This is a genomic window from Nonomuraea ferruginea (assembly GCF_039540635.1).
GTDB classification, from domain to species: Bacteria; Actinomycetota; Actinomycetes; order Streptosporangiales; family Streptosporangiaceae; genus Nonomuraea; species Nonomuraea ferruginea.
In genome coordinates, this window is the sequence record NZ_BAABFD010000018.1 from 126,639 (window position 1) to 139,393 (window position 12,755).

General features: G+C 71.2%; 12 protein-coding genes. 8 read left to right on the top strand and 4 right to left on the bottom strand.

Going from position 1 to position 12,755, the window contains the following annotated elements:
- The 3 genes from ABD999_RS31005 to ABD999_RS31015 all read right to left on the bottom strand — a co-directional run bounded on the left by ABD999_RS31005 (position 1) and on the right by ABD999_RS31015 (position 3,006).
- Positions 1 to 987: an ABC transporter permease gene (locus ABD999_RS31005; protein WP_271277761.1), complete on the bottom strand. Its 987-nt coding sequence runs from the start codon at positions 985 to 987 to the stop codon at positions 1 to 3.
- Between the two features lie 8 nt (positions 988 to 995).
- Positions 996 to 2,117, bottom strand: coding sequence for a sugar ABC transporter substrate-binding protein (locus tag ABD999_RS31010; RefSeq protein WP_271277760.1), 1,122 nt, complete (start codon positions 2,115 to 2,117; stop codon positions 996 to 998).
- Positions 2,118 to 2,181: 64 nt separating this feature from the next.
- The gene (locus tag ABD999_RS31015; protein ID WP_271277759.1) at positions 2,182 to 3,006 is read right to left on the bottom strand and encodes an ATP-binding cassette domain-containing protein; all 825 of its coding nucleotides are present in this window, start codon (positions 3,004 to 3,006) and stop codon (positions 2,182 to 2,184) included.
- 317 nt (positions 3,007 to 3,323) lie between these two features.
- On the opposite strand from ABD999_RS31015, the gene ABD999_RS31020 reads away from it, so the two are divergent.
- From ABD999_RS31020 to ABD999_RS31035, 4 genes are all read left to right on the top strand, one after another.
- A complete protein-coding gene (locus tag ABD999_RS31020) occupies positions 3,324 to 4,421 on the top strand; it encodes an amidohydrolase family protein (protein ID WP_148029758.1) in 1,098 nt (365 codons plus the stop codon).
- Positions 4,422 to 4,447: 26 nt separating this feature from the next.
- Positions 4,448 to 4,855, top strand: coding sequence for a metal-sulfur cluster assembly factor (locus tag ABD999_RS31025; RefSeq protein ID WP_148029757.1), 408 nt, complete (start codon positions 4,448 to 4,450; stop codon positions 4,853 to 4,855).
- A 77-nt stretch (positions 4,856 to 4,932) separates the two neighbouring features.
- Positions 4,933 to 5,598, top strand: coding sequence for a GntR family transcriptional regulator (locus ABD999_RS31030; protein ID WP_148029756.1), 666 nt, complete (start codon positions 4,933 to 4,935; stop codon positions 5,596 to 5,598).
- 4 nt (positions 5,599 to 5,602) lie between these two features.
- A complete protein-coding gene (locus tag ABD999_RS31035) occupies positions 5,603 to 6,517 on the top strand; it encodes a hydroxymethylglutaryl-CoA lyase (protein ID WP_271277758.1) in 915 nt (304 codons plus the stop codon).
- Positions 6,518 to 6,565: 48 nt separating this feature from the next.
- Here the strand turns inward: ABD999_RS31035 and ABD999_RS31040 are convergent, their stop codons facing one another.
- Positions 6,566 to 7,339, bottom strand: a complete 774-nt coding sequence (locus ABD999_RS31040; RefSeq protein ID WP_148029754.1) for an enoyl-CoA hydratase-related protein — start codon at positions 7,337 to 7,339, stop codon at positions 6,566 to 6,568.
- 317 nt (positions 7,340 to 7,656) lie between these two features.
- On the opposite strand from ABD999_RS31040, the gene ABD999_RS31045 reads away from it, so the two are divergent.
- Genes ABD999_RS31045 through ABD999_RS31060 form a run of 4 tightly spaced genes read left to right on the top strand, consistent with a single transcriptional unit; the run spans position 7,657 to position 12,729 of the window.
- Positions 7,657 to 8,190: a hypothetical protein gene (locus ABD999_RS31045; RefSeq protein WP_271277757.1), complete on the top strand. Its 534-nt coding sequence runs from the start codon at positions 7,657 to 7,659 to the stop codon at positions 8,188 to 8,190.
- Positions 8,187 to 9,734, top strand: a complete 1,548-nt coding sequence (locus tag ABD999_RS31050; RefSeq protein ID WP_271277756.1) for a chymotrypsin family serine protease — start codon at positions 8,187 to 8,189, stop codon at positions 9,732 to 9,734. The genes ABD999_RS31045 and ABD999_RS31050 overlap by 4 nt, the downstream gene beginning before the upstream one ends.
- Positions 9,731 to 10,678, top strand: a complete 948-nt coding sequence (locus ABD999_RS31055) for a polyprenyl synthetase family protein (RefSeq protein ID WP_271277755.1) — start codon at positions 9,731 to 9,733, stop codon at positions 10,676 to 10,678. Before ABD999_RS31050 ends, ABD999_RS31055 begins: the two co-directional genes overlap by 4 nt.
- Complete coding sequence (locus ABD999_RS31060; protein WP_271277754.1) at positions 10,675 to 12,729, top strand: FAD-dependent monooxygenase; 2,055 nt, start codon at positions 10,675 to 10,677, stop codon at positions 12,727 to 12,729. Before ABD999_RS31055 ends, ABD999_RS31060 begins: the two co-directional genes overlap by 4 nt.
- Positions 12,730 to 12,755 lie beyond the last annotated feature (26 nt).

Sequence of the window (12,755 nt, forward strand, 5' to 3'; positions counted from 1 at the left end):
TCACCTCTTCTTCTCGCGCAATGAGTTGACGGCCAGGGCGACGGCCAGGACGAGGCCTTCGATGACGGGCTGCCAGCTCGACGACACGCCCCAGGTGACGATGGCCGTCGGCAGCGTGCTCAGCAGGAGCAGCGACGCGAACACCCCGCTGAACCGCCCGCGCCCGCCGGTCAGGGCCATGCCGCCGAGCAGCAGGATCGAGATGACCCTGAACTCGGTGCCGGCCGTGAGGCTGGACTGCACGATGTCGCCCTGGGAGGCGAGCACCAGCCCGGCGATGCCCGCGCAGAGCCCGCACAGGACGAACGCGACGCCCTGGACGCGCCGCGGGCTGATGCCACGGGCCCGCGCGGCCTGGGCGTTGCCGCCCACCGCGACGAGATGCCGGCCGGGACGCGTGCTCCTGATCACCAGGCCGACGATCGTGAAGACCACCAGCATCACCCAGAAGACCCTGGGGACGCCGAGCCACGCTCCGGCGGCCTGCTGGCGCAGGAAGGAGTCGCGCGGGATGGCGACGAAGTCCACGAAGATCCGGGTGACCCCGCTGACCAGGAACATCATGCCCAGGGTCGCCACGATCGGATGGATGCCCAGCCACAGCACGAGCCAGGCGTTGGCGGCTCCGATCAGCACCCCGAACAGCACCGCGACCAGCATCGCGGGCAAGAACGACCAGCCCTCGACGAGAAGCTGCGCCACGATCAGCGCGGAGGTGACGGCGGTGACCCCGACGGAGAGGTCGAATTCGGCACCGGACATCATGACGATGCCGACGCCGGTCACCATGATCCCGACAAAGGCCATGTTGAACGCCACGGCCACGACCGTCTGGCCGGACAGGAAACCGGGGGCCCGCAGGCCGGTCGCCGCGACGAGCGCCAGCCAGGTGAGCAGCAGCACCAGCGTGGTGGCGCCATGCCCCCGGGGGGCGAGGGCCGAGACCCTCGCCCACCGGTTCGTCAGTGTGATGCCTGAAGTCGACACTGGTCCGGCTAACCCTTGAGCCCGTACGTCTCCACGCCCTCGGGGCAGTACTTCTCGGCGGCCGAGGCCGAGCCGGCGTCGCCCGCGTACAGCTCCTCGATCCTCTGGTCCAGGCTGGGGATGCTCTTCACCTGGTCGTTGGGGAACTGGCACGCCGGGTTGAAGTGGGCGTTCGGGTCGGTCGGGGAGTCGACGACCGCGGGAGCCTCACCTGCGACGATCTTGTCGAGGAGCTTGAAGATCTCCTTCGCGTATCCCTCGTACCAGAAGGCGGTCGAACCACCCAGGCCGGGAGTGTCCACCCCGAACAGCATGAGGTCGGCGCCCAGCCCGTAGCCGAACACGTTGCCGGCCCGGCCCAGCTGCTCGGCGGCGTTGATGGTGCCGATCACCATGTTGTCGTTGCCGCCCAGGGCGAGGATGTTCTTGGCGTCCGGCTTCGAGACCAGGATGTCGCGGGCGACGCCCTGGGCGCCGTCCGGCGTGGTCGGCGAGTTGCGCCGCTGGATCACGTCGTCGGGAAGGTCGGGGCACGCCTCCTTGAGGCCCTTGAGAATGCCCTCGGTGCGCAGCAGCGCCACGTCGCCGGAGGCTTCGTTCTCCAGCAGGGTCACCAGGTCGGGCTTGCAGTCCCAGTTCTCCTTGGCGTGGTTGCCGCCCGCGAGCCCGCTGAGCCGCCCGGCCTCGACGTTGTTGATGCCGAAGAAGTGCGCGCCGGGGTGGGCGATGTCGATCGCGATGACCGGGATGTTCGCGGCGTTGAACGTGTCCATGAGCTGGGGGGCGACCTTGCCGTCACCCTGGAACTCCACCGCGTGCGTCACGCCCTGGGCGACCATCGTCTCCGCGTTGGAGACGGCGGTGGGCCCGTCCCGGTCGTTGTTGAGGACCACCAGGTCCCAGCTCCGCTTCTCGGCTTCCTTGCGCATGCCGGTGTCGAGCGCCTTCAGCACCGGGCTCTCCGGCTCGGCGAAGTTGGCGAAGCCGATGAACACCTTCTTGTCCGCGGAGGACTCCCCCGCGGCCGGCTCGGCGGTGTCCGTGGAGCCGCCACAGGCCGCGACCGCGGCGGTGAGCGACATGATGGCCACGGCCTTCAGCGGCCAGCGTCGTAGTCTGGACGTTGACATTTCGTACTCCGATCTCGCCCACACCAGGTGGGATTCGACGAGGTTTCCCCGATCTCGGTGCCGCTCAGGACACCTCTGATCCCCCGGTGATGAGTCCGACGATGTCGTTGGCCACGACATCGCGGATGTGCCGTTCGCCCACCGTCCGGCCCTGGCGCATCACGGTCACCCGATCCGCCACCTTGAACACGTGCTCCAGGTTGTGGGAGATCATGAGCACGGACACGTCCTGTGACTTCAGGGCCGAGATGATCTCCAGGACGCCCTCCGACTCCTGGACCCCCAGGGCCGCGGTGGGCTCGTCGAGCATGACGATGTTCTTGCCCCAGAGCATCGCGCGCGCCACGGCGAGCGCCTGGCGCTGACCTCCCGACATCGCGGACACGGAGTCCGCGAGCGACGGGATCTTCGCACCGATCCCGGCCAGCGCCTGACCGGCGTCGTCCGCCATGCGGCGGCGGTCCACGAGCTTGAAGAGCCGGCCGAGCGGCCCGGCCTTGACGGGCTCCCGTCCCAGGAAGACGTTCTCGCTGGCCGACATGGAGTCGACGAGGGCGAGATCTTGGTAGACGGTCTCGATGCCGGCCCTGAGCGCGTCGCCGGGGCCGGCGAAGCGCCTGGGCTCGCCGTTGATCAGGATTTCCCCGGAGTCGGGGACGACCACGCCGGCGATGGACTTCACCAGGGTCGACTTGCCGGCCCCGTTGTCGCCCATCAGGGCCATCACCTCACCACGACGCAGGTGCAGGGACGCTCCCGCCAGCGCCGCCACGGCCCCGAAGTTCTTCCTGAGATCCGTCGCGACGAGCACGGACGTGCTGTCGGGCCTGCCGCCGGACCGGGCATCGTCCTGCAGCGTTGCGGGGGATGCTGCTGTGTCGCCGTTCATAGGGCCTGAGTATCGGCCGAATCGTATGCAATCTGTCAAGGGGCAACCGGAACATTACTCCCTGGAGCAAGATGCTGAAAGGTCTAGTCCACGGCTTCGGACGTCAATCTCTGATCATTGATCCGAGACATCATTCCAGGTCACAGGCGTTGGCCGCCCTTGATGACGGCAACAAGAAGGGTTGTCAGAGTCGGACCCGGCTGTCGGGACGTCTTGACGCCTCCGGAGGGTCGAGCCTAGATTGCACACACTTCACGAGGTGGACCGTTACAGGCGCCACACCCGTAGCCAACGCTGGAGGTTCCATGATCGGCGACATGCTCGTCATCGATGCCGTTGTCCACGGATACGACTTCCGGCCGGAGAACCGGAACCCGAACTGCCCGCAGGCTTCGTACGACGGCATGGTCGACTTCCTCTACCGCGTCGGGCACACGTCCGTGGAGTCGGGCAAGCCCGGCTACCTGATGTCCCGGGACGAGTTCACCGCCGGATGGACGGCCGAGGAGCTCGCCGAGATCGTCTTCGTGGAGAGCGACGTGGACGTCCTGTACTACCACGGCGTCGAGATCGACGGATTCTTCTCCGGCGGCGCCTCGCCCTACGAGCTGGGCAAGGCGCTCAAGCGCGCCTACCCCGGCCGGGTCCAGCTCTACGCCCCCGTGGACCCGCTGCGCGGGCCGGCGGAGCTGGAGCTGATGGAGCAGCGCATCCGCGAGGACGACATCGACGGACTGAAGTTCTATCCGACGAACGGCGTCATCGATCCGGAGATCAGCTCCTCGAAGCTCACCCTGCTCAACGACCGCGAGCTGGTGTTCCCGTACCTGGAGAAGGCGCGCGAACTCGGCATGCGGCGCATCGCGATCCACAAGGCCGTGCCGGCCGGGGCGGGTCCGCGGGTGCTCAACCACGTGGACGACGTGACCACGGCGGCCATCGCGTTCCCCGACATGACCTTCGAGGTCGTGCACAGCGGCTGGGCCTTCCTGGAGGACTGCGCCCTGCAGCTGCGCTCGCACGGCAACATCTACGCGACCATCGAGTCGGTCTCCAACATGATCGTGCGCAAGCCCCGGAAGTTCGCCGAGATCATCGGCACCCTCATGGCGCACGGCGGAACCGACCGGATCCTGTTCGCCACCGGGGTCCCGTCGGCGCACCCGCAGCCCATCGTCGAGGCGCTGCGCGACTTCACCATGCCGGAGGACCTGGTCGAGGGCTGGGGCTTCCCCGAACTCACCGACGAGATCAAGGCCAAGCTCCTCGGCGGCAACGCCGCCCGCCTGCACGGCCTGGACCCGGCGGAGGTCAAGCGGAGGATCAGCACGGACGGGATCGCCGAGCGGCGCGCCGCCTACCTCGCCGAGGGCGAGCGCCCGTGGAAGCTGCACCGGGAACGGCTGGCCGCCTGACGCCCGGTTCTCTCAAGGAGGTGGAGATGGAAGCCGAACAGCAGGATCTGGTGGCCCGGGTCCTCGACGCGTGCAACGCGGTCCAGGACCCGTGCAGCCTCGGGGTCGGGCAGCCGATGGGGATCGTCGACATGGGCCTGGTCGAGTCCGTGGAGGTGCGGAACGCGGCCGACGGCCGTGCCGTGGGGGTCGCTCTCAAGCTCATCACGACCGCTCCGATGTGCATGTACAGTCCTTATTTCGAACAGAGTGTCCGCCGCGAGCTGGCCAGCGAGCTGCCCCAGCTGGAGGATGTCGCCATCACCTGGGGCGACAGCACGGAGTGGGACGAGAGCCGTATGACACCGGCCGGCAGAGAAAGGCTGGTGGCCAACCGGAAATCCGTCCTGTTGCCGGTCGAAGTCGTACGAACACGGCACGCCGCCGTCCGATGAGCCGTCCGGTCTTGGCCCCCGTGGCGGTCGCCTGTCCCCCGCTTCCACTGTCCGAACGTGAAGGTTGAGGTGCCGGCGTGGCCAAGGCTGAACGTACCTACGAACTCATCCGCGATCTCCTGCTGGGCTCCGCCTACAAGCCCGGGGACAAGCTCACGGAGGCGAGCCTGGCCAGAGCGGTGGGGGCGAGCCGGACCCCGGTCCGCGAAGCGCTGCGCCGGCTGCACACCGAGGGCTTCATCGAGTGGGAGCACAACATAGGAGCCCGGATCCCCGAGTGGAGCCCGGAGGATCTGTGGGACCTGTTCACGGTGCGGGCCCAGCTGGAAGGAGCCGTCGCCCAGCGGGCCGCGCACCGCATCACCGCCGAGGAGCTCGAACAGCTCCGGGAGCTCAGCCGGCGCATGGAGGCGATGGCGGAGCAGGCCGAGCCCGGACACCTCGACCAGATCGCCGAGCTGAACGGCCGGTTCCATCAGATCGTCATGAACGCCAGCCGCAACCAGCGGTTGAGCAGCCTGCTCTCGGCCCTGGTGCAGGTCCCCCTCGTCTATCGGACCTTCCGGCAGTACGACAGGGACGCGCTGTCGCGCAGCATGGCCCACCATCGGGAAGTCCTGGTGGCCTTCGCCAACCGCGACGGGGAATGGGCCCAATCCATTATGCAGTCGCATATCTACAGCGCCCGTTCGACATTGACGAACATGGGCCGCGCGAAGAATCCCGACACGGAAAGCGATTGAACTCTTGGGGAATACCCATTCTGTCGACATCGTCGAGGTCGGCCCGAGGGACGGCCTGCAGAACGAGCCGGAATTGCTCGACACGAGCACGAAGGTCGAATACATCGACCGCCTGATCCGCGCCGGCGCGCGCCGGATCGAGGCGGTGAGTTTCGTCCATCCGAAGCGCGTGCCCCAGATGGCCGACGCCGAGGCGGTGATGGCCGCCGTGCCCAGGCCGGCCGGCGTCTCCTACATCGGCCTGGTGCTCAACCGGCGTGGCCTGGACAGGGCCTTCGCCGCCGGGGTCGACGAGGTCAACTACGTCGTCATCGCCACCGAGACGTTCAGCCTGCGCAACCAGGGCATGGGCGTCGAGGCGTCGCTCGACGCCTGGCACGACATCGCCGCGGCCGCCAGGGCCGCCGGGATCCGGGTCAGCCTCACGGTGTCGGCCGCCTTCGGCTGCCCCTTCGAGGGCGAGGTCCCCGCCGACCGGGTCCTGGAGATCGTCCGGTCGGCGCTCGCCACGCCCGCCGACGAGATCGCGGTCGCGGACACGATCGGCGTCGGGGTGCCGCACCAGGTCCGGGACCTGGCGGCCCGGGTCGCGGAGGCCGCTCCCGGCGTGCCGCTGCGCATGCATTTCCACAACACCCGCAACACCGGGTACGCCAACGCCCTGGCGGCGGTGGAGAGCGGGGTGCACACCCTCGACGCGAGTGCGGGCGGGATCGGCGGCTGCCCCTTCGCCCCCGCCGCCACCGGCAACATCGCCACCGAGGACCTGCTGTACACGCTGCACCGCAGCGGCATGCGGACCGGCCTCGACCTCGAAGCGACCGCCGCGACGGGCACCTGGATCTGCGAGCGGCTGGGGAAGACGCAGCCGCCCGCGATGCTGGGGCGAGCCGGCGACTTCCCGGCCGGGGCGCGTTAGCACCGCGCCGGCCCGCTCTCCTCGCGGAGAACGAGCCGGCGCCCCGGATCAGCGTCCCTGGAACTGCGGGGGCCGCTTCTCCAGGAACGCGTCGATGCCCTCCGTCCGGTCGGCCGACGACAGGGCCACCATGAGCTGGGACCGCTCGAGCTCCAGCCCGGCGGAGACGCCGATCTCCTCGGAGGCGCGCAGCGCCGACTTGGCGAGCAGACCGGCCACGGGGCTGTGCCGGGCGGCCTCCTCCGCCATCGCCACACCGGCCTCCACCACGCACTCCGCCGGCACGACCCTGTTGACCAGGCCCATCCGCTTGGCGGTCCACGCGTCGACGGTCTTACCGAGAAGCACGAGCTCGGCGGCCTCGAACCGGCCGGCCACCCGGGCCCACCGCTGCGTCCCCCCGGCGCCCGGGATGAGCCCCAGGCGGATCTCGGGCTGGCCGAACACGGCCGAGTCGGCGGCCACGACGAAGTCGCAGCTCAAGGCCACCTCACAGCCGCCGCCGAGGACGTATCCGGCGACGGCGGCGACCAGCGGCTTCTTGAAGGCGGCGATCCTGGGCCAGGCCTTCTGCCGCTCCGCACGCAGGTAGTCGGCGGGGGTGGTGTCCCGGAGCTCACGCAGGTCCGCCCCGGAGGCGAACAGCTTGGTGCCGCCGGTCAGCACGACGGCGCGGACCGAGGACTCGCCCTCCGCCCAGTCGAGCGCCTCCACCACGCCTTTCAGCATTTCCGAACTCAGCGCGTTGCGTTGCCGTGGGCGGTTCAGCGTGACAATCGCCACGTGTTTCCGCTGTTCGATCAGAATGGGCTCGTCCGCCATGAATTCCTCCAGGGCTAGGCTTTCTGAATAGACATACTACCCAGTAGGTTGCCCATTGTCCGAGCGGCTTCGCGGCATTTCACGCCGATTTCCCGGGAGGCGCGTGCCGTCGCTGCCGGTCGGGTCGTACCGCGCGAGGCGCGCCCCTCCGCCAGGCGGTCACGGGCGCCGCCGGCGCGGCCCGGTTTCGCCGGAGCTCTTGATCACGGGTTCATGATCGCGATACTTTTCCGCCGAACATGACAGATCGTCATCTTCACGTACCGCAGGAAAAGAGACATCGGCTGATGCGCGACCACCCACCTCGATCGGCCTTCGTGACCCGCCGGACCGTGCTGCGCGTGTCCGGCGTGGCAGGATCCACCCTGCTCGTCGGCGCCGCCGCGGCCACCCCCGCCTCGGCCACCGCCGAGGCGTTGTCGCCCGAGCAGCGCACGATGGCGCTGCGGGTGGCCAAGGCCGGAGCGATCTACCCCATCGAGGTCCCCGGCTTCGGCGAAGGGGGCACGGCGAGCAGCCGGGCCACCGCCTCCCGGCTGCGTGCCACCGAAGCCAGGCTGCGGCCGGCTCGGCTGGCGGCGGTCCGTACCGGGGCCGACCTCCTGATCTCCCAAGGCCTGCTGGCCGCGCCACGGCCGGCGCTGCTCGCGGGCATCGGCCGGGCCGCCGCCACCGCGGCGCCCGCCGAGCGGCAGGGCCTGATCGCGCTCGCCGCGCTCGGCGCGGCCACCGTCTCCCGCCACTTCGACCCCGCCTCCGACAGCCTCGCGACCGTGTGGATCGGCGGCCTGGCTCACCTGCACGAGCAGGGCATGCGGCCCGACGCCCTGCGACACCTGGAGACGCGATGAAGCTCAGCCGGGAGACAGAGGACCGGCTGCACCGGGGCAAGCGGAAGATTCTGGACTACTTCGGCGCCGACCCCAACGTCACCGGCGCCGGCATCGGGTTCCGCCGCCGCGGCGGGCAGTGGACCGAGGAGCCCGCCGTCGTCGTCCTGGTCGCCAAGAAGCGCCCCGCGGCGCTCGTGTCCAACCGCCGGCTGCTGCCCGCGACCGTCGAGGTGGACGGGGTCACCTGCGAAGTGGACGTGATCCAGGCCGGACCGTTCACCATGGGCACGGTGACGGTGACGGTGACGGCGACCGCGGCCGCCGGCAAGGTCACCGGGCGCATGCGCCCGCCGCGGCCGGGCTGCAGCATCTCCAACACCATGGACGGCAACACCGCGGGCACGCTCGGGCTGTTCGTGCTGGACAACAAGGACGGCAAGGTGTGCCTGCTCTCCAACAACCACGTGATCGCCCGCATGGGACGGGCCACCCCGGCGGAGGACATCATCCAGCCGGGCGCCCACGACGGCGGCACGCGGCCGGACGACATCATCGCCTACGTGAAACGCTGGGCGCCCATCGACGACGGCACCAGCGTCGACGCCGCCATCGCCGAGCTGACCGACCAGAAGGGCTTCGTCCTGGAGCCCGCGCTCGACCGCATGCCCGGCCCGTCGGCCGATCACCCCGTCGTCGGCATCCACACCGCGGGCGACGGGTACGGCACCAACGCGCTCGTCAGGATGGACAAGGCCCTCGCCGCCCTCGACGTGTCGGTGGCCGTCAGGGACGCGAGCGGCAAGGTGGTGGCCGCCCCCGACGCGGTGGTGGCCCCCGAGCCGTACATGAAGATCGAGAAGGTCGGCAGAACCTCGGGCTACAGCTCCAGCACCATCACCGCCATCGGCGTCGAGTCGTACCTGGACTCGATCCGGTTCACCGATCTCATCCTCACCGAGAGCTTCGGCTCACCCGGGGACTCCGGCTCGGCGGTGTTCGCGGGAGGCGACGGCTCCACGTTCGTCGAGCCCGAGAACCAGCGTCCGTGCCCGCTCCTGTCGACCGTCGGCGACTACTACCGCCTGCCGCTGACCCAGGACAACGACCTCGCCGACGACCTGCGGGACGACTTCCTGGCCCAGAGCCTGGTCGGCAGGCTCCTTACCCGCCTCGCCTACCTCAACCAGCAGGCGGTGGTCGACCGGCTGGCGGGCAAGCAGGCCACCGGGTCGGAGCTCTCCTACGCCTCGCAGTACTACACGAAATATCACGACTTCATGGCCACGGTGCTGGCCGACCCCGGCTCGACCGCCGTCGTCACGGAAGAGCATCTCGAAGACGTCGCCCTGGTCATCTACGGCCTGAACCAGACGGTGCTGACCGCGGAGGAGGGCCGACTCGCCTTCAAGCTCTTCCAGGAGGCGCTGACGCCCACCCTCGGCATGAACCGGCGGCAGGTGCTCGCCTACATGAACCAGCCGGACCTGTACAAACTCGTCTACGACGCCATCGCCGCGGTGCCGACCATCGAGACGAACGGGCCCATGGAAATGCCGCGATGACGACCACCGCACCGCCTGGATCCTTCGTCGCCGGGGTGCACGACCGGCTCTCGCGCCTGGCCGATGACCTGCCGGACCCGGTCCGGGGCCCGGTGCGGACGCTGATCGCCGGGCCGGGCAAGTTCGCCCGGCCGCGGCTGCTGGCCGCCAGCGCGGCTTTCGGCACGCCCGACCCCGGCCGGCTGGTACGCCTCGGCGCCGTCGTGGAGCTGGCCCACCTGGCCTCGCTCCTGCACGACGACGTCATCGACGAGGCCCGGACCCGCCGGGGAGCGCCGGCCGCGCACACGGCGGTCGGCACCGAACAGGCCATGCTCGCCGGGCTGGCCTGCTTCGCGCTGGTGGGCACGGAGGCCGCCGACCTCGGGGAAGGCGTCGCCGGGGCGGTCAGCACGGCCGTCGCCACGCTCGCCTACGGCGAGCTGCTCGACGTCGAGCGCGCCTTCGACACCGCCTTCCCCCTGCCCGCCTACCTGGAGGTCGTGCGGTGCAAGACCGCCGAGCTGTTCCGGCTGTGCTGCCTGCTCGGCGCCGCGGAGGGCCGGTGCGGGCCGGGTGAGACGGACGCGCTGGTACGGTTCGGCGCGGCGCTCGGCGTCACCTTCCAGATCCTCGACGACTGCCTGGACCTGAGCCCGTCCGGCTCGGGCAAGCCGATCGGCACCGACCACGCGCTGGGCCTGTTCGGCGCCCCGACCCTGTACGCGCTACGCCCCGACCGGGGCGGGGAGCTCGCCAGGCTGCTGCTGTCGCCGTCGTTCGGCGTCCGGGACCTGCCCGAGGCGCACGCTCTCATCAAGGACCGCGGCGGGCTGGAGGCCGCGGCCCGGCTGGCCGCCGACTGGCATGGTCAGGCGCTCGACGCCCTGCGCGAGCTGCCCGCGGGCGACCCCCGCGACCGCCTGGCCGCGCTCACCACCTCCCTCCTGGACGTCCCTTCATGACCGTTCATCTCGCGGCCGACGTGCTCGTCGTCGGCGCCGGGCCGGCCGGGGCGATCACCGCCGCCGAGCTGGCCCGGCACGGCCTGCGTGCCGTGCTGGCCGGTCAGGACGACGGGCGGGCGGACCACGACCTCGTGCTGAGCGGGGCGGCCCTGCGCGGCCTGGCGTCGGTCGGCGCGCTGGAGGAGGTCGGCGCCCGCGTCGTCGACGCCGTCGAACTGCGGCTGGGCCCCGGCGACGGCCATGTGCTGCCCGAGGCCGTGAGCGCCATGTGCGGCCGGCGCCGCCTCCTCGACGGGCTGCGCCGGACAGCCGTCACCGCGGGCGCCACCTGGCTCCCCGGTACGGTCTCCGACCCCGTACGGGAGGAAGGCGTCTGGCACGCCTCCACCGGCGGCACCACCGTGTCGGCACGCCATCTCGTGCTCGCGACCGGGGCTCCCCCCACCGGCACGTCGCACGCCACAGGTCTGCTGTGCGCGCGCCCGTACAGCGGAGTGGACCTGACCACGTCGATCGTGCTGGCCCTGCCCGCGCCGCGGACCATCGACCCGGCCGAACGGCCCACCTGCGTGTGGGCGGTGCCGGGCGGGACGGCCGGCACCTGCACGATCGGCGCCTCCAGGCTCGGCCCCGCCGACCCGGACGAACTCCTTCAGACCGCCCTGACCGTCCTGGCCGGCGGGGACCCGCGCTTCGCCGCGGCCGTCCCCACGGGCCCGGCGGTCACCGGGGCGCTCAACAGCGGCTTCTCCCCCGAGCGCAGCGTCCAGGACGGGCGGCTCCTGGTCGGCGACGCGGCCGGGCTGGTCAACCCGTTCACCGGCGAAGGGCTGAGCTACGCCGTGCAGAGCGCCGTTCTGGCGGCCCGTGCCATCACCGGCCATCCCGGCGACCCGGCCGCGGCCGGGCGGGCCTACACGCGGCGGCTGTCGGCGACGTTCGTCGGCTACTTCGAGACGGCGACACACGCCGCCCGGCGTTACCACCTCGCCTGGCGGGTCCTGGTGGCCACGGCCGGCGACGAGCGGCCCGTCTCGGCCAAGGTCCGGCGGGCCGTGCTGACCCCGGAAGGGTTCTCCGGGCTGACGGCCGCCGACCTCATGCCGCTGCCCGCCGCCGACGTGGCGCTTCTCGGGCCGTTCCTGCTCGCCTGCGACGAGGTCGCGGTGCGTGCCGTCCGTGCGGAATGGCCGTTCATCGCCCGCCTGCTGATCGCCGGGGAACAGGCTCCCCACCAGCGTCTGCGCCCCGCCGTGCCGTTCTTCGCCGCGTTGCTGGCCGGCGGGAACCCGCCCGACGCGACGATGGCCACCCTCGCCGCCGCGATCGAGCTCGCGACCCTCGGGGCGCTGGCCTTCCTCGGCCCGATGCCCCCGCGTGCGGCCCCGGGCAGGAGGGTGGACTGGGCCGTCGCCAGCACCGTGCTCGCGGGCGACTTCCTGCTGGCCCAGGCGTCACGGCTGGTGGCGGCCTCGGCGCCGGAGGTGTCGTGGTCGTTCGCGGACTGGCTGGGCGAGCTCGCCGCTCTGCGCGCCGCCAGGATCGACCCGGCGGGCCGGTCGCGGGCGGGAGAGGTGTTCGCCGCGCTGCTGGAGTTCCCCTCCCGCATCGGGGCGCAGCTCGGCGGGGCGTCCCCCGAGACCGTCGGCGCGCTGCGGAGCTTCGGCGGCCACAGCGGGCACGCCTTCCTGCACGCCGAGGAGGTCCTCGCGCTCCGCGGCGAGCGCACCCGGCTCGACGTCACCCTGCCCGCCATGCTCGCGGGACGGCTCTCCGCCATCCCCGACGACCTGCCGGGGATCACCGGCGGCCTGCTCGCGGGCGTCCCTGGCGCCCGGTCCGAGGCCATGGACCTGGCCGCGACCGGCTGCGAGGACGCCCACCGCGCGGCCCTGGCCGCGCTGCGGAACGTCACCCATCCGGTGTCCGCGCGCATCCTGCGGAGCTTCGTCGCGACCTTGTGCGCCCCCTGCGCACCACTATCAGCCGCCGGCCCAGCAGGAACGGCTCCGGCGGACCGGCACGACCCGTCCGCGCCGGTGAGCTGACGGGTCGTGTGGAGCCCGCCGGCCGG

Bases quoted from the DNA above. Each gene is read 5' to 3' on its own strand.
- ABD999_RS31050 (WP_271277756.1), top strand. From the start codon at position 8,187: ATGAAGCTCAGCCGGGAGACAGAGGACCGGCTGCACCGGGGCAAGCGG.
- ABD999_RS31010 (WP_271277760.1), bottom strand. From the start codon at position 2,117: ATGTCAACGTCCAGACTACGACGCTGGCCGCTGAAGGCCGTGGCCATC.
- ABD999_RS31025 (WP_148029757.1), top strand. From the start codon at position 4,448: ATGGAAGCCGAACAGCAGGATCTGGTGGCCCGGGTCCTCGACGCGTGC.
- ABD999_RS31015 (WP_271277759.1), bottom strand. From the start codon at position 3,006: ATGAACGGCGACACAGCAGCATCCCCCGCAACGCTGCAGGACGATGCC.
- ABD999_RS31020 (WP_148029758.1), top strand. From the start codon at position 3,324: ATGCTCGTCATCGATGCCGTTGTCCACGGATACGACTTCCGGCCGGAG.
- ABD999_RS31040 (WP_148029754.1), bottom strand. From the start codon at position 7,339: ATGGCGGACGAGCCCATTCTGATCGAACAGCGGAAACACGTGGCGATT.
- ABD999_RS31060 (WP_271277754.1), top strand. From the start codon at position 10,675: ATGACCGTTCATCTCGCGGCCGACGTGCTCGTCGTCGGCGCCGGGCCG.
- ABD999_RS31055 (WP_271277755.1), top strand. From the start codon at position 9,731: ATGACGACCACCGCACCGCCTGGATCCTTCGTCGCCGGGGTGCACGAC.